General features: G+C 45.5%; 11 protein-coding genes. 2 read left to right on the top strand and 9 right to left on the bottom strand.

What is annotated here, in order from left to right; genetic code table 11:
- Window positions 1–12 precede the first annotated feature (12 nt).
- The 3 genes from GZN30_RS20545 to GZN30_RS20555 all read right to left on the bottom strand — a co-directional run bounded on the left by GZN30_RS20545 (window position 13) and on the right by GZN30_RS20555 (window position 5,962).
- Complete coding sequence (locus GZN30_RS20545; protein ID WP_075649126.1) at window positions 13–1,704, bottom strand: alpha-amylase family glycosyl hydrolase; 1,692 nt, start codon at window positions 1,702–1,704, stop codon at window positions 13–15.
- Window positions 1,705–1,726: 22 nt separating this feature from the next.
- A complete protein-coding gene (locus GZN30_RS20550) occupies window positions 1,727–4,393 on the bottom strand; it encodes a glycoside hydrolase family 38 N-terminal domain-containing protein (protein ID WP_075649127.1) in 2,667 nt (888 codons plus the stop codon).
- A gap of 165 nt (window positions 4,394–4,558) precedes the next feature.
- Window positions 4,559–5,962, bottom strand: a complete 1,404-nt coding sequence (locus GZN30_RS20555) for a PTS fructose transporter subunit IIC (RefSeq protein ID WP_075649128.1) — start codon at window positions 5,960–5,962, stop codon at window positions 4,559–4,561.
- A gap of 175 nt (window positions 5,963–6,137) precedes the next feature.
- Here GZN30_RS20555 and GZN30_RS20560 point away from each other — a divergent pair, with 175 nt between their 5' ends.
- Window positions 6,138–6,785 (top strand): MurR/RpiR family transcriptional regulator, encoded by a 648-nt coding sequence (locus tag GZN30_RS20560; protein ID WP_075649129.1) that lies wholly within the window; start codon window positions 6,138–6,140, stop codon window positions 6,783–6,785.
- 327 nt (window positions 6,786–7,112) lie between these two features.
- Here the strand turns inward: GZN30_RS20560 and GZN30_RS20565 are convergent, their stop codons facing one another.
- The 3 genes from GZN30_RS20565 to GZN30_RS20575 all read right to left on the bottom strand — a co-directional run bounded on the left by GZN30_RS20565 (window position 7,113) and on the right by GZN30_RS20575 (window position 10,472).
- Window positions 7,113–7,583 carry an ASCH domain-containing protein gene (locus GZN30_RS20565; protein WP_075649130.1) on the bottom strand — a complete coding sequence of 157 codons (471 nt, stop codon included), beginning with the start codon at window positions 7,581–7,583 and terminating at the stop codon, window positions 7,113–7,115.
- A gap of 302 nt (window positions 7,584–7,885) precedes the next feature.
- On the bottom strand, window positions 7,886–8,848 hold the full coding sequence (locus tag GZN30_RS20570) for a transposase (protein WP_171972060.1): 963 nt from the start codon (window positions 8,846–8,848) through the stop codon (window positions 7,886–7,888).
- Between the two features lie 232 nt (window positions 8,849–9,080).
- Window positions 9,081–10,472 carry an MATE family efflux transporter gene (locus GZN30_RS20575; RefSeq protein ID WP_075649131.1) on the bottom strand — a complete coding sequence of 464 codons (1,392 nt, stop codon included), beginning with the start codon at window positions 10,470–10,472 and terminating at the stop codon, window positions 9,081–9,083.
- A gap of 280 nt (window positions 10,473–10,752) precedes the next feature.
- Between GZN30_RS20575 and GZN30_RS20580 the strand changes: the two genes are divergently transcribed.
- Window positions 10,753–11,499 (top strand): class I SAM-dependent DNA methyltransferase, encoded by a 747-nt coding sequence (locus GZN30_RS20580; protein ID WP_167521325.1) that lies wholly within the window; start codon window positions 10,753–10,755, stop codon window positions 11,497–11,499.
- 84 nt (window positions 11,500–11,583) lie between these two features.
- On the opposite strand, the gene fusA is transcribed toward GZN30_RS20580, so the two are convergent.
- The 3 genes from fusA to GZN30_RS20595 all read right to left on the bottom strand — a co-directional run bounded on the left by fusA (window position 11,584) and on the right by GZN30_RS20595 (window position 17,760).
- On the bottom strand, window positions 11,584–13,608 hold the full coding sequence (gene fusA, locus GZN30_RS20585) for an elongation factor G (protein WP_075649132.1): 2,025 nt from the start codon (window positions 13,606–13,608) through the stop codon (window positions 11,584–11,586).
- Window positions 13,609–13,957: 349 nt separating this feature from the next.
- A complete protein-coding gene (locus GZN30_RS20590) occupies window positions 13,958–16,963 on the bottom strand; it encodes an efflux RND transporter permease subunit (RefSeq protein ID WP_075649133.1) in 3,006 nt (1,001 codons plus the stop codon).
- Entirely contained in the window at window positions 16,963–17,760 is a 798-nt protein-coding gene (locus GZN30_RS20595; protein WP_075649134.1) for an efflux RND transporter periplasmic adaptor subunit, read from the bottom strand. Before GZN30_RS20595 ends, GZN30_RS20590 begins: the two co-directional genes overlap by 1 nt.
- Window positions 17,761–18,038 lie beyond the last annotated feature (278 nt).

Below are 18,038 nucleotides of genomic sequence, written 5' to 3' on the forward strand. Positions count from 1 at the left end.
CTGCGGCTCCTATTAGTTTGCTAGCCAAACAAATTGATATGGGTTTAGAGTAAATTGTGCATCGAACGTGTCACCTGAAACTAGGTCGCGCCCACCAGCTGCTAAAGTCACGTCTTGCGCTGCCTCAGAGAGGTTAACCACAAAGCGAATCGCCTCGTCACCTTCACCACGCTGCAAGCCAAATAGCTGCGGCGATAGCTCCAGCACTTGTTGCTGCGAGGTTGGAGCAAACGCATGTTGCTGTTTACGCAGTGACAATAGGCGAATCATCTCGTTATAAATTCGATGACGCAATGAGCCCTCTTCTGTCAGTTCCGCTTCTAGTTGTTCAAGCTCAAACTTCTCACGGTTGATACGACGGTTAATTCCAGACTCCACCATACCTTGCACGTCGTTCTCACTACCCAATAGGCTGTGGTAGTAAACCGCAGGTACACCGACAAATGAAAGTAAGATCGCTTGCGCAGCCAGGAATTTGTTTGCCTTGGTTGCAACATCATCTTCAGGCTCAGTGATTGCACTTAGGTAGTTAATATTTAACTCGTATGGCGATTGTGTCCCATCACCATTGTGCTTGTAGTTAACGCGACCGCCTTTACGCTCGACTTGCTCGCACATCATTTGACGATCTTGGTTGGTTAAAATGCCTTCCGTTGGGCGGACACCAATACCATCATGGCTCGCTAGGAAGTTGAAGTAGGTCGTCTTACGCCCTTCTTCAAGCGATGCCATCGCTTCTGCCGTTAAACCTTTTGCCCATTGCGTTAATACTTGGCTGTCTTGGCATAGGAACGCATGTAACGTCAGTGGCGGCAGTGGGAACTGATACACCATGTGCGCTTCATTGCCGTTGCCAAAGTAAGAGATGTTCTCTTTGTGCGGTACGTTAGTTTCCGTAATAAGCAAGCTACCTGGCATCACTTCGTCTAACACAATACGCCATAACTTGATGATCTCATGCGCCTCCGGCAAGTGAATACAGCTGGTATTCAGCACTTTCCAAATAAAACCGATCGCATCAAGACGAATTGAACGACCACCGTTAGCCGCATACATCAACAAGATATCGATACTCTCTAACAACACTTTTGGCGAGTGGAAGTTAATATCAATTTGGTCATCTGAGAACGTCGTCCAGACGTGAGCGGTTTCGCCATTGGCTTTGGTAAATGGGGTCAGCAACGGCAGCGCACGAGGACGAGTAACGCTTGAGTAATCCAAACTAGGGTCTGAGACAACAAAGTAGTCTTGGTAAGCTTCATCACCCGCGAGGAAGCGTTGGAACCAATCACTGCTTTGCGAGATGTGGTTGATCACGCAGTCGTACATCAAATCAAAGTTTTCAGCTAACACATTTAACTCCGCCCAATCACCTAGGTTTTCATCCACTTTGCGGTAATCGACAACGCTAAAACCATCGTCTGACGTATACGGGAACATCGGCAGAATATGAATGTTGCTGATGGCGTCTTTTAGATACTTATCAGAAAAACGCTTCATCGTTTGTAGCGTTGGCTCATTGCCACTGCGGAAGCTATCGCCATATGTGATTAGGTATGAGCTAGTTTGGTCTACCCAGTTAGGATATTGCGGCGCTTTACCGCGCCATTTTTCAACCAGCACTAGAATATCAGCAGTAATCGACTCAGCTTGCGCCTCGCCGTACAGTTGCGCCACTTTGGTATAGATTTGTTGTTTGATCATTTTATTATTCCTAACCCGAGACTTAAATTTTAAAACTGACACGCAAGTCGATGGTGTTATTTGGTTTCACTTGCCACGCTTGCTCTGCACTTTGCTCAACAAGCTGTTCACGATGGTTCACTCGCTCCACTTGGGCAAAGTGGGCAAATGCTGTGCTATCTATGGAAATTGCCTGCTCTGTTGGGTTGTATAGACGCACTATCACAGCGTTATCCTGATAGAACGAGTGACCCACACTCGACAGTTGCAGCGCTTGTTCTAGTTCAAATAGGCTAAAGCGTTGGCTCACTTCTCGCGTATCAAAACGAACTTGGAAACGCTCTAAACGGTTTTCAAAACTGTTCAGCGTCTGCTTTTGATAACTAAATGGCGTATCCAAAAACTCTTGCTCTAAACGGCGAACCGTGTGGTGGCTGGCTTCTTCGCTCAACGCAATTGAAAAGTTGAACGTCATCGCTTTTTGTAGCTGGGCATCCGGTGTATAAACCACCGTATTATTGATGCCTGAAGCGCGTCCCGGACGCCATAGCAAGTCATCTTTACCAAGTCGACCTGTCGATTTGAATAGCGTTAATGCAATCGCATTAGATTTGCGGTTCACATGTGAGTTGTCCGCGGTCAGGATCTGGAACTCTTTAATACCACGACCATTGACGATCATCGCTTTACCCGTTTCGGCAATCGCGACGGCTCCATCAGTCGTCTCGATATCAATTGGACATTCACGAAAACGCTCTCGCCAGCCCTCAACGGAAGGAGCAACGGGGCGCGTCATCAAAGCGAACGGTTGAGTGCTGATCGATTCAGTGGTGTTAACATCCGAATTAATCACCACACGTACGCGGTGATCACACACTTGGTTAATGGTGTCGATATCTACACGCAGCTGCTGCTCACCTTGGACAAGGTTCAAGGTAATATCAAAACTTGCCAATGCGGTTTTATCACCTGCCACTCGCGCAGCTAAGTCTTGTGGTAATGCAAGCTCTGTACGCAGTGACATGCTTTGTGTCATCTCACCTTGCGTCACGCTCAGGCAAGTCATCTCAGCACAAGTTAACGGTGTATCACCTTCAAGTGGTGAGAAGTCATAAGAGTCGCCATCATCGGCTTGCTCTTCAAAGCTTAAAAGCTGTTTGATAACTCGTCCTGACAGCTTATCTTCTAGACTTAGCTGACCATCAACAAAGCTCACTTTTAGCGCTTGGTTTTCAATGCTTACACACTGCTCTGCTGCTTGTGCTTGTGCTTGTGCTATCGTCGCAGGCTCAGTCGCAACGACTTGGAAGACTTGGTAACCTAATGCAGGCAGATCTTGCACTGCGACATTAAGCTCAAAGCGGTAGTACGGTGGTACGTCAACTTCACGCTCACCATCTTTCGTCACTTCAATCACTTTACCGCCATCAAGTGTTTCACGGCGGATAATTTCACTTTCAAGACGCTTGGTCCCATCACTCAATGCAATATGTTCAGCTTTAGAGAAGGCAACCACTTTAGCTACGCCTGAATATGTCGTTGGACGCGAGTTGAAGACCATCACTTCGCTGTCTTGGCAAGCGTTGCTAGCAATCTCTTTGACCACCAAGTTGTATAAGCCGTGGCAGATTTCTTGTGCTTGCTTTAGGCGATGCATAATGTCAGCGTTGGTCGCATCGCTGTTGCAACCACCCATACTGTCATGCGCATGGCACTCTAGGATCTTCTTCCAAGCCACATCGACTAGCTCTGTGTGCACGGTAATGCCTTGCGCTTTAGCAATCGCAATCACCACTTCTAGCTTCTTAACTAAGAACTGCTCGATTTCAAAGTTGAGCTTTTTGATGTCATAACGAACCGAACCGATGGTTTTGTGGATACGGGTGTAACGTGGCGCTTTAAACTCCCCGTGGTAGGTTTCGAATTCTTCACTGTTGTGGCGCAAGTACTCAACAAAGTTCTCCATTGACGAAATCGTATAGATATCGCCTGCTGGTGAGCGTTCAGTCGCCGCTGCCAGTGTCGCTGGCAAATTTGGATCAATATTAACTTGGTCACCACCGGATGGGATCAGTACTTCATCCAAACCAGATTGCGCTTTGATTTTCTCTACCATTGGGAAGATTTTTTTATCCAGATGATCCGCATCTGGCACAATGTTTTTCGCCGCACCATAGCCATGCACTAGGTTGTAAGCGTAGATAGTATCGCCACCAGCGGAATGCCAATGGAAATGCGATTTTTCAACTTGTTGGTCGTAATCAATCCCGCGCCAGAAAACGATATTGTCAATGCCCATGCCTTTAAACAGCGTTGGCATTTGCGCGTTATGACCAAAGGTATCCGGCAGGTAACCTACCGTCATGCTGTGTCCCATTTCCTCGGCAATATGCATGCCGTACTTTAGGTTACGAATGATCGACTCAGCACCAACGTTATAGGTATCGGTTTGAGTGTACCAAGGACCGACAAAGAGCTTCCTCTCGCTGATCAGCTTGCTCATGCGCTCACGCATGTGTGGCAGCACTTTCAAGTAATCTTCAACAATCGAAGATTGACCATCTAAGTGGTAACAGCTGTAACTCGGTTGGTTTTCTAGCGTCTCAATAACTTTAGTGAAGTTATAGGTGGCAAGCACGTCACTGTCTTGCTGAGTAAAATACCACTCACGGTCCCAGTGAGTGTGTGGGATGACATGTACTTTAGCCATAGGGAAAATCTCTTCTACTTAACTTGAGCCCCTTGATGTTGCTGCAGTGTTGACTGACAAAACATCAAGCATGTGGGTTTGTTTTTCTTAGTGCTTATTGCGAGTCGCAAAAGCTTATGTGTGAGTTATTCAAAAGAGGGGCGAGTGCATCGCCCCAGTGACGTGTTATGCGTTTGCGTTGTCCGGCTTAGTGCATAGCAGCAATGCTACAGCGATAAAGCTTGAACCGATGAGTACTGAAATGGTGTAGCTGATTGGGTCTGAAGATAGGAACCAACCCCAAACTGCTGGTAGTGGCAGGCTTTGCCATACGTTCAGTAGTACACCCACTTGCGTACCGATGATTGAACCTAAGATCATGATTGGAATCATTTTTGGGTTCTTAAGAATGAATGGGATCGCGCCTTCTGAAATACCAATTAGACCCAGCATTAGCGATGTTTTACCAACAGTTTGCTCTTCACTTGAGAACACTGGCTTACGGAATTTGCCATCTAGTAGAGCAGCAATACCAACGCCGATTGGTGGAATAACAATACCCAACTCACGCGCCAGTAGGTCAAAACCTTCGCCCATGCCATTTAAGCCTAGTGCTACCGAACCTGCTGCTTTGTTGATAGGGCCGCCCAAGTCAAATGCGGTACCCGCTGCGATAACCATTGAGTAGATACCACGACCGGCATCACCTGCTTGAGTGAACAGTTCGATCATCGCCATGTTTAACGCGCCAAAGAATGGGTTGATCGCGTATTCCATGGTCAGCACCATCACCACACCAGTAATTGCTGGCACGAGTAGCATGGTTTTTAGCGTCGTCAGTTCAGTCTTAACCTTGATGGTGTCGTTAAGGTAACGAACGAGGTAACCCACTAGGAAACCAATCGCAATCGCACCAAAGAAGCCCGATGGCGCCCAGCCTTCTAGGTCAAAGAAGCGTTTGTACACTTCATCACTCATGATGCCGCCAATAAAGGCAGGGATAAGCGCAGGTTTACCGGCAATAGAATAAGCTAGGTACGCCGCGAAAATTGGGTACATAAACTTGATGGTCATAAAACCAAGCTTATCTAGTGTTTGGATTGGCGTACCGGAGATATCGATGAACTCACCAGTGATCTTTGCCACTGCCATCAACAAACCACCCAATACCACCACAGGTAGCATGTAGCTGATACCCGTCATGATGTGACCAATCGCCACTTGGTAAGCTGAACGTTTCTCTTCAACGACTTGCGCGCCGCCTTCGCTCTTCTCTTTACCAAGGTTAAATACGGTCGGCAGTAGCTCATCGACACGTTTGATCAGCTCTTGAGTGCGCACTTTCAGTGGATTGGCGTTATCAAAACGCTCCATTTCCATAATTGGCACGTCGATAGCTAAAACCACACCGTCCGCTGTCGCGATATCGTGTGCAGTTAACTTGTTTTTCACCCCGTCGCTGCCTTGGGTTTCGACTTTCACTTCGTAACCTTGCTGCTCTGCCCAGCTTTGAATTTTCTTCGCCGCCATAAAAGTGTGTGCAATGCCGGTAGGGCAAGCGGTCACTGCAACAATTTTTTTCTTCGCCATGGTTTTTCACCGTTATATTTATTTGACTGCTGGCAGTATATTTTCCAGTGATGTATCAAGATACTGTTTCATGGTACAAGCCATGTATGACGATACTTTTGTGAAGCGCATCAAGGAAAAATATGCCGATTTCGCGCCTAATAGCAGCCAATTCGTTCCTAATTAAGTGTAAGTGATGAACACCTTTAAGGGCATTGAGCGAGCTATCTACGAATACCTCATTACCCATGCCAACGAGCTGCATGAAATTTCAGCCAAAACCATCGCCAATAAAGCGTTGACGACGACGACGTCGGTTAATCGTGTGTGTAAGAAAATGGGCTATGCCAGTTACACAGAACTGCGCTATAAACTGGTACAAGATCTGCGTAAGCAGACGGTGGTAGGTGAGGAAGAAGAGTCACAATCACAGCGTATTACGCTGGTTGCTCAAGCGCTAAATAGCTCGCCAGTGGTTTATCTTTATTCGCGTGGCGCATCGATTGTCAGTGTTACTTATCTTTCGCGTTTTCTATCGCTCGCCAATATTCCACACTTAGTGATCACCGACATCCACCAACTCGCACGCGCAGAAAAAGGTACTTTAGTGGTGGTGAGTAAATCCGGCGAAACGCAAGCCGTGGTGGATATGGCACACAACGCCAAACGTAAAGGGTTGAAGGTATTTGCCATCAGCCATCTCGGCTCTACGCTAGCTTCTATCGCCAACACTAACCTCGATTTGGAAGAGCAAGTCGACGGTATCTCGCCATACAGCCGCGAATCACAGATTCAGATTTTGAAGATTATTGATTTGATAGGAAAAACCTTGCTGGAAGGTTGAAGAGCCGCGTTCACGTATGAGTATTAATATCGGTGATTAAGACTTCGGACTAAATTCATTTTATGGTGTCTGTCCCTATAAAACTTTTTGAAGTGTCTGTCCCTTCAACTTTTAATACGACTGTCCTTATAATTTCCAACCAAAGAAAAACCCACTCAAAGTGGGTTAGTTACTAGCGCATTTAAGCGGGTACAAATCTATTTAGGACGATTTTGGAAAGCAATTTTTGAAGGGACAGACACTCTAAAAGCACCACTGAACTTTTGATGCCACCTTCTATAGTGTCTGTCCCTTTATCATTAATCGAGCTGACAACCCTTGCTGCTATTAACTTTCTGGATAGACTGTTTTGAATCTTTCCAATACCAAAAGCATGTTATCTGATGGCTCTATGTTGAGCTCCTCACACTCTTTTGAGAAGAAGTTCCAATGTGCTTTTCGCCACCAAGTTAAGCTTTTATCACCCTCACCTTCTGCGGCAGCAAATTCATCGGTAACTTTGTCGAACTGGCACGTCGTTACTGAGGTAACCTCAATGATACAAACAGGTTCACCGTTCCAGTTAGTCACCACTTGGAGATGACCGACTTCAGGCATTGACTCGCCTTTTTCACTATACCAGTACTCTAAACTGCAAGATGCTCGCTTCTCCCCTCGCAAGATAAGATCCGCACAAATGTTGGCATTATATTCATCTGCGCAAAAGTAGTCTGAGCTAAATGAAATATACTTAGCGGCAACCTCTTCCGGTAACAGACCAAGGTATTGTTTTAGAAACAAGTGACTTCTTTCATCCATGACTCAAAATTCCTGATTGAGAAAACATATATCGAGTTACTTTATAGTGTCTGTCCCTATTAGGAAACACCTGTTAAGAAACAAGATTATTAAAAGGACATACATTACAAAAACTCTGCTGAAATTTATCCAACTCCAGCCAATATTGACTTGGTGAAGTCAGAAATTTGAAGGAAAAGTGCTTTTTTGTGTTTTAGCTGGCGCCAATAGGCTTAAGAACTGAATAATTAACGAACTAAGCTGGCTAGCATCCATCGATGCTAGCTATTTGAATGTAGAGGTGAAGAGAGAGCGAATAATACTTATCCATCCAAACGTAACAAATGTATCCGCCTCTTACTCAAGCCATTTCTTACTTGCTCTAAATTGTGTACACCCCCAATTACTGCCGCTCTCTGCCTTTCCAAATTCGTACAAACCTTGATCCAAGTTGTTTGGTTGATATTAAGTCGCTGCAATATTGATGGAGTATCCGCACTTAATGAAGCCTTATCGTCTCGATATTGGCGTGCTGTCCAATCCACCAGTTCAATATAATCAACTAATCGAAAAGGTATGCCGTCTAACATTGTATTGGTTGGATTACCGATAAATGGATATAAACAAGGAGCGGTTTCTTGTTGGTGATCTAGTGCCTCAAACCTAGCTTGAATTGATGTAAACTCAGATGCTTCAGGAGTCTCGGCAATGCCCGACCGCAAGGGATTTAAATCCACATAAGCCATTGCCGCTGCTAATGCTTTTTCATCCAACAGAGCTTGGCTTTTAAACCGACTCTCCCAAAAATGACCCTTACACTCATCTTCTCGATTCGCCCGACAAGCAATATCAAAATTAAGCTCTTTCATAAACCAACTTAGGCTCCACAAACGAGAGCGCCACGAATCAATAAGTGTCATACACGCTTCAAGTTCGGCATCACTGGTTAATTGATTCTCTAGCCAACGCACCACCAAATATGGAAGCTTGTGTTCTTGCTGCCAACGCTCTACGACCTCATCGTTCGATAAACTCAGCGCTTTCTCTCGATTAACATGCACAACCAGGTGGTAGTGATTACTCATAACTGCGTACGCACAAATATCGATACAATATACCTTCGCAAGCGCATACATCTTTTGTTTTATCCACTCACGTCGATGCTCATAATTTTGCTCTGTTAAGGGGTCAACGCCACATAAGAAACTGCGTCGAACACAGCGAGAAACACAGTGATAATATGGGGTTACATCTACGGATATCTGTTGATTTCTTGCGGTTGTCATAGTGAGCCTCTCGATAGAGTTAACTCACTCCAGAATAAGGCGTCGTAAAACAAGAACAACGTAAACTCTGCAAGCATCCAACATGAGTATCAGCAAACCATACTTTCGTTACGTTAGGGCGTCTGTCCTTTCAATAAAGAGCTTCATTAAAGTGTGTGTCCCTGTAAAGAAAAAGCGCGTTACCAACATGCAGTAACGCGCTTTGCTTCTATAGAATTAATTAGGTTTGAGATTAACTCACCGCTACGCCAACTGTCGGCATTGTATCGCGGCGCTTAATCACAAAGCGCAGGCGCAGCAGCATTAGAATTGCGGCAACCGTTAAGCCAGTCAGAATGCCGACCCAAAAGCCCTTCTCGCCCATTGCTGGCACAACGTAGTCTGTTAAGCCGAGCACCACACCCATTGGCAGTGCCAAGCCCCAGTATGAGGCAATCGCCAAAAACATCGGGATCTTAGTGTCTTTGTAACCACGTAGCGCGCCATTAGCAGAAGTTTGCAACGCATCACTGAATTGATACATCGCAGTAAACACCAGCAGAGTCGCTGCCGTCGCACTGATGGCAGGATCGGTAGTGTACAGACGAATAATCCACTCAGGGAACAGCAAAAATACCGCAACAGAAATCAGTGACACTAGAGCGGCAACCAAAATACCGATTTTACTGCGCTCTACTGCGCTTAACTCATCACGCTCACCCAGAGAGTGTCCCACGCGGATCGTAATACCAAACGAGATACTCATCGGAATCACGTAAGTTAAGCTCGAGATGTTCAGCGCGATCTGCGCCGCCGCCACGTTCTCGGCGCCAATGCGACCAATCAGCAGTGCGATAACGGCAAAGATACTGCCACAAACAGCGATATTCATACCAATCGGTAAGCCTAACTTGAGCAGATTAAACATCTCTTTGATGCGAGGTTTAGCATCAGAAAATGAAATGATTTTTTTGTAGTGATGGTGCCCACGAATATACGAGTAAAGCAAGCCAGACATGACCCAATAGACCAAACTGGTTGCCCAGCCACAACCCACAGCACCCAATTCAGGGAAACCAAGCTTACCGTAGATCAGCACATAGTTAACTGGGATGTTAAGTAGCAAACCAATCACCGAAATAACCATTGGCACTTTGGTATTGTTCATCCCTTCGCAGAAGCCGTTTAAGGTATAGAACAAAGCAATACCCGGCACACCAAACGCTAAGGCGAACGCATAGTCACTGGCAATAGGGATGATCTCGGAGGCAACGCCAATCCATTCCAAAATAGGTTTCGCACTGACCAAATAACCAATCAGTAACACGCTAGAAAACAGCGCTAGCCAAACCATCTGGAAAAACTCAACTGAGATACTAGAAAAGTCACGCGCACCACGATGGTAAGCAACCACCGGTGTTAACGCCATGATCACGCCGCGCAGCAATAGCAAAACAGGGATCCAAAGGCTACCGCCAAGTGCTATCGCAGCAAGATCCGCAGGGCTAACTTGACCCGCCATAGTGGTGTCAACAAAACCCATCGCTTGCGTAGCGATTTGCGTCAAAATGATAGGAATCGACAGATGCATCAAAGCACCCGATTCACGAGTAAAACGAGAAAAAGGACTAAGTGTCGTTTGCATGGAATTTCACAAACACCAATATAAATGCACCAGTGATGGCAGGATAGCGAGTGTGCATTTTAGGGTGTGCCCGTTGGGCGGCGATAATATAAACAGCTATCCAAAAACGGTCAAGCGTCACGTTTCACGATAAAAGCAACTCATTTCACGACGGTCAAACGATTGCCTAAGTACGGCTATATTGACAACAACAAATAGTTATTTTTTTGCTTCGTAATTAAGCAATGTTGATATAGGATGCGCAGCCCAATTATTTACGAGCATAACAACTGTGGGAATCATTCCTTCAAACGCCCTCTATACCGACCTTTCTGGTTACTACGATTTAATGTGTGCCGATATTGATTACAAAGCGCAAAGTCACTTCGTAAGCCGCCTACACCAAATTTTTGGTAATGAAGGAAAAAGACACTTGGATCTAGCTTGTGGCACGGGTCCGCATATTCGTCACTTGATTGATGCCGGCTATCAAAGCAGCGGTCTGGACCTAAACCAACCGATGCTTGATATTGCTAAGCAGCGTTGTCCAGAAGCGGAATTCATCCTCAACAATATGTGTGACTTTACCGTTGAGCAACCATTGGACCTGATCACCTGTTTTCTTTACTCAATCCATTACAGCGATGGGATTGAAAACCTGAAAAAATGCATCGCCGCTGCCCATGCAGCACTAGCACCAGGTGGTATGTTCTGCTTTAACTCGGTCAACCGCAACAAAATTGATAACCGCTCTTTCGTTCGCCATAGCGCGCAACACGAAGGCAGTGAATTTACTTTTAGCTCAGGTTGGCGATACAGCGGTGAGGGTGAACAACAGTTCCTGACACTGAGTATCGAAAAGCACTCTGAAGATGAAAAACAGCTTTGGAATGATGAGCACCCAATGGTTGCGGTTAACTATGACGAACTAAGCGCATTACTTGAACCGTACTTTGAAGTGCATATCTTTGAGCATGATTACGAAAAAATCCTGCCTTGGAATGGTCAGTCAGGCAACGCATTCTTTGCTTGTGTAAAGCGCGACTAATACCGACAACGTCGACAAAAGAAGCTTATAAAAACGCCCTCTATCAAAAACGAGGGCGTTTACTTTACCTGACGCTGCGACCGATTAATTCGTTTGAGCAGCCTTATCACACACCCGTTTTTGCACTAATGGCGGCGCGGGCTCATAGTGACTAAGCGACATATTAAAACTGCCTTCCCCACCCGTAATCGAACGTAAACGTTGCGAATAACCTTGCACCTCATTTAACGGCGATTTCGCCCGCAGCAACGTAAAATGACCATCGATAGGCTCAGTACCTTCAATCAAGCCGCGATTACCCGAGAGATCCCCAGAAACATCGCCGACATTCACCGTCGGCACGCGCAGCTCCATTTGTACGATCGGCTCCAGTACAATTGGGTCGGCATTGTTGATCGCATCTAGAAACGCTTTTTTACCCGCAATCACAAAAGCGATCTCTTTCGAGTCCACCGAATGATATTTACCGTCATAGACAGTCACTTCGATATCTTTGATTGGATTACCAGAAATCGCGCCCTCTTCAAGCGCTTGGACAATGCCCTTTTCCACCGCAGGGATCAGCGAAGTTGGAATCGAGCCACCCACAACCTTATTAACAAATTGGAAGCCAGCGCCGCGTTCTAGCGGTCGAACCCGCAGCTGCACCTCACCAAACTGCCCCGCTCCACCACTCTGTTTCTTATGGCGATAATGCCCTTCAGCAGGTTTGGTCACGGTTTCAAAGTACTCGACACTCGGTTCACTGGTTTCGACTTCAAGCTTATAAACGCTTGCCATCTTTTCTAAGGCGATTTTAAGGTGGAACTCACCTTGCCCACTTAAAATGGTTTCATTCGTTCGAGCACGATGTTCCACGCGTAGAGATGGATCTTCGCTGACTATCTTATGCAGTACATCACCCAGTTTTTGCTCATCCCCCCGTTTCACCGGTTTAAGACAGATTGAATACATTGAATTGGGGAAGTTTAAGGTCTTCAGCGTCACGCCATCTTCGTCATGAGAATCATGCACGATAGAGTCAAACTGCAACTCATCCACTTTAGCCAGCACACAGAAATCCCCTGCTAATGCTTTCGTGATCTCGCTACGCACCTTACCTTGAAGTTGATACAGATGCCCTACCTTAAACGCTTTATTACTCTCACCGATATAGAGTTGACTGCCAACATGGATTTCACCTTGATAGACGCGCAAGTAAGCCAGTTTGCCCATATAAGGATCCACACTCACTTTGTACACATGCGCCACGCTATGCTCTAACGTTTCACAGTTAACCTTAATCATCTTACCGTTTTTCTCCAACTGAGGTGGGTTACCTTCGTTTGGCATCGGCATAATTTCAGTTAAGGTTTTTAGTAGAAGATCCACGCCTGCACCAGTTTGCGCAGACACGAAGCAGATTGGCACGACATGCCCAGTTCTGAGCGCTTCTTCAAATGGATCATGCAGCTGTTCAGGCGTAAGTTCAGAGCCCTGTTCTAGATAAAGCTCCATCAACTCTTCATCCACCTCAATCACTTGGTCGATTAACGTCTCATGCGCCGCTTCCACCGTTGATATCAAAGTCTCTGTCGCCACTTCCGGCTCAAAGAAACAGTCGACAACTGAGTGACCATCCGCTGAGGGCAAGTTGATTGGCAGGCAGTTGTCACCAAAGTGCGCAACAATACTTTCCATCAGAGCTTCGAGCTGATCACCATGATTGTCCAACTTGTTGACAATAATCATCCGACACATTTGTCGCTCTTGAGCAAACTCAAATATCCGCTCAGAGGTTTGGTTGATAGGGGCTTGCGGATCGATGATTAGTGCGGCGGTTTCCACTGCGGGGAATACGCTGAGGGTGCGTCCAAGTAATTCGTTTTGTCCGGGAGTATCGATGATATTAAGGCGGTGCTGATTCCAACTCAGCGCGACAGGGGTGGCTTCAATACTGTGTTGATACTGAATCGATTGGTCGTCAAAATCGGTAACCGTGTCCCCTTTTTCGACACAACCTAAATGGGTCGTGGAGTCACAGGTAAACAACAATTTTTCAATCAACGTCGTTTTACCCGTCCCCGTTTGACCAACAAAGGCGATGTTGCGGATCTTATTGATAGGCATAAAGCCTCCTTGCAAATGACACGTTGAACACGACTCACGCGGCTAAGCGGGTCGATTACAAAGCAAACTTGATACAAGCTCAATCGCCATCAAGTCAGCTACGATAAAGTTACAAACGGCATTAAATCGGCGGGATTACCGCCTGCTCGTCTGCCATGTCATTTTTCGGATCACTCCATGCATTTCACCACCACTCACACAGATTAATGGCTAGTCACTCTAGGATGGCTCAATATCCTTATAATTAATGTGACTAATTTCATTATATCCGCTAGAAATCACTTTGCAGGATTGAGAATTGATGAATGGCATAAAAAAGCCCGCCGAAATGGCGGGCTGGTCAACACTATCAATCGAGATTGGTTTTAGCAAAACACAGGGCATAGAGCGCAGGAATAACCAGTAACACAACAGGCAATGAGAATAGCAAACCATAACCAAGTGTTAATGACATTGGTCCCATAAATACATCAGTTCCTCCTAAACCATAAGCCAAAGGCAATAAACCCACTACGGTGGTGATTGATGTCATCACAATTGGACGGAGTCGACTCACAGCCGCTTCGGTTATCGCAACATGAATATGCGCGCCCATACTTCTCAACTCGTTAATTCGATTAATTAATACTAACGAATTGTTGACGACCACCCCAGTCATACCAAGGACACCGATCAAACCAAATAAAGACAAAGGCTGCATGTGAATCACTAAAGCCATCAATGAAGCCATAACAGCAAACGGAATCACCACCATCACAAGTAGCGGCTGCACTAGCGAGTTGAACATCACCGCTAAAACAAAATAGATGGCAATCATCGCGGCTGGAAACACCACCATAAAACCGCTCATCGTCTCATTAGTACTTTCTGCTTCACCACCCACATCAATAGTGACAGAAGAGGAATAGTGTCCAACTAAATCGCGAAGCAACTCATTAGAAAGCGCGACAGGGCTGATACTGTCATCTGATAGAGAAGCCGAAACGGTCACCTCTCGTTCGCCATTGTAGTGCTTAATCAAGCGTGGAATTTCTATCTGTTCGATTGTCGCAACTCGGCTTAATGGTACCTGTTGACCATCAGCTGTGTATATTTTGGTACTGCTGAGTCTATCGATATCACGATACTGCTCGTCTAAAACCACACGAATATCAACTTCTTGATCACCCAACCACGTTGATGTCACGCTGGTACCATCAAAACTGGTGCGCAAGGCATCGGATAAATCAGCAACTGTAAGATTGTATTTTGCTAACCAATGATATTGCGGAACAACATTCAACTGCGGATCTTTCAGAGATTCACTGTGATTAACGTTAATCACTCCTGGATAATCATCTAGCCACGACATTACTGATTCAACCGCGTGGTCGCGCTCAGCTTCAGTACCACCGAGCACTCTAATTTCAACCGGCTCTCCGGGAGGTGGACCACCAGCATCAATAGAAAACTTGATGAAAATATCTTCTGACCATTCACCTATGTTCTGGTTCAGTGATGCGATGATTTGCTCCGCAGAACGTTCGCGCTGATCGTAATTTGTTAAGGTCAAAATCCCACCAGAAACTGGAGAGCCATACTCCATCTGATAACTGACCAGTTCTGACTCAGGCAATGATGCGATTGCTTCTTCTATCTTACGGTGAGCTTCACGCACCTTATTTAGTGGTGTACCCGCTTTAACTTCGGTATACACATCAATGTATTTACCTGCTTCGGTTGGAAAAATATCCAACTTCAACTGATAGACAAATAGACCAGACACAACACACACCGCTATCGCGATAGAAATCACCGTCTTTCTATATCTCAAACAACGCTCAAGCAGTAATGCATAGCGCTTAGATAACCATTGAAACTTATCTTCTTGCTCTTTTTTCTGCTCTAATTCTTTTGCGGTAGAGAGGTGGGCAGGCAGCGTTAGCGTACATTCAATAAACGAGAACAGCAGCGCCGCGATGACCGTCACCGGAATAACCGCCACCACTTTCCCCATCGTGCCCGGAATAAATAACATTGGGATAAAGACAAGTGCTGTCGTCACCAAACTGGCAATCAGCGGTTTAATCACTTTTAGCGTCCCTGAAACTGCAGCTTCAACGCCTTTTTTTCCAGCTTCTTTCTCTTGAAATATACTCTCTGCGATGATTACTGAGTCATCAACAATAATACCAATGACCAGCAATAAAGCCGCTAACGTAATGCTGTCGAGATTTAAGCCAAAAATGGGCAAAATGATCATTACACCGAACACGCAAAACGGAATGGAGACAGATACCCAAAAAGCCACTCTGCGTTGCAATATCAAGCTTAATACTAGCAATACCAGCACCAGACCAATGGCACCATTTGTTGCCACAATTGAGAACTTGTCACTCATATCTTGACCAAGATCGAGCCCAGTCGCAAAAACAAACTGATCACCAACTCGTGCCGCTTCTTGGTCGAGTAACGCTTGAATATTGGCGATAGTCGCTACGACATCAGCACTGCTTGAAATTGAGAACGTAATTGCTGGTTTACCATTCATGACTGGCATTTCCGTCGCGCGAGCGAACGTATCAACCACTTCAGCCACATCAGAAACACGTATGACCTGCCCAGAATCAAGTGCCTTAATGACAATACTGGCAATATCCGCGCTTGACGCTACCTTGGTCATCGTGACCATTTTTTGCTCTTGGCTCCAAGACTCTACAACACCGCCCGATTGAGACAAATTATGTTGCTCTATCGCTTTGCTCACATCGGCAAACGTGACTTGATAACGACGTGCTTTTTGCGGATCTACCTTTACCCAAAACTCACGTTCATTAAAACCAGCTAAAGTAATGGTTCCTACGCCACCCAAGCTATTGATTTTCTTTTCCAACTGATAAGCATAATTCTGCAATGAAGACTCATCAAAATTGCTGTCTGATAAACTGACGCCAAAACGGTAAACATCAAGCAGCGAGGTTTTTTCTTGAGTCACCACGGGGGGCGCATCAATGTCTTTCGGCAAATTCCCTACACGGTCGACGGCTTGTTGGATATCACGAAGTACAACTGTTGCGTCTTCACCCGGCAAATATTCCACTTCAATCAATGAACGACCTTCAGAAGATTGCGAAGCAAAATAAGCAATACCATCAACTGAACGTAATTCTTTTTCTAACGGGTTAGTGATGTTCAGTTCGATATCTTGCGCGGTCGCTCCAGGATATGAAGTTTCGATGGTGGCAGTATCCATCGTGACTTCAGGATACTCTTGCAACTTAAGCTGTGTTAACGACATGGCACCAGTAAATAGCACCATGACAGTGATCACTCGCGCGAGGAACTGACGATTAGCAAAGTAAGCTAAAAAACGCATTATTTCGCCTCACTCATCTTAAGCTTATCTAAATTCAGCAATGAAGTGTCGGTGGAGACATAGACCGACATCCCCGGTTTAAACAAAGCGCCATGATTTTCAATTTCCACTAATATTGGATAAGTCTGCGATTGGGTGTGCATTTCAACACCAATACGCTGAACTTGAGCTTCGATCTTTAGACTTGGGTTACTTTCCGACCACACAACCACCGGTTGCTGTACTGAAAATTCATCAAGATCATATTCACTCGCCATAAAAGATAAGGTGACCTTGTCGATATTCGTGATTTCGTAAAGCAGTTCTCCTTCATTGACCCAAGCACCAATTTGCGTTGGTTTATTGGTGATGTATCCCGAGAGTTTTGCTTGCACTTGGGTATCTGCCAAATCTTGTAAACACTGCTGATATTCAATTTTCGCAACATCGACGGATGCTTTGGCACTTAAAAATGCCGCTCTTGCGCTATCTAGCTCCCCGACCGATAAACTATTTTTCTGACTCAATGCCTGATAACGCTGATAAGTCGCTTTACGCAAGGTCAGATCCGCCTCTGCCAGCGCCACATTGGCTTTGGCTTTATCAACACTAAACTGAAAGTCGTTGGACTTAATCTGGGCAAGAACTTGATCTTGTTGTACCTGATCGCCCACCTCTAAGTTGGCAATTTCTACAACGCCACTGACTTGGGCGACGACACTGTGCCTATTTAATCCCTGTACATGTCCGATAAGGTCTGTTGCTTGAGCTGTAGTGACAGTTAACAGGCTAGCGAGCGCGATAATTGTCTTATTCATTGTTGTACTCCACATTTAGATGGCGGCATTGTGGAGACCGATTTGTCGAATTAAAGTCGAAGCCCGATGACAAAGTTAGCTAAGCCGATCCATTCGACATAAATTCGACAAAAAATCATTACAATTTGTTTAGATACCTCGGTATCGAAACGACAGCGTTGTTATTTCAAATCAAAAGTTATTTCAAATCAAAAGTCATTTCGAATAAAAGGCAACGCAAAGTAACAACGATGCTGAGTCAAACAAACGCTAATAGAGATGGGCGTATTAGGATCCAA

Source organism: Vibrio ponticus (assembly GCF_009938225.1).
In the GTDB taxonomy this organism is placed as follows: domain Bacteria; phylum Pseudomonadota; class Gammaproteobacteria; order Enterobacterales; family Vibrionaceae; genus Vibrio; species Vibrio ponticus.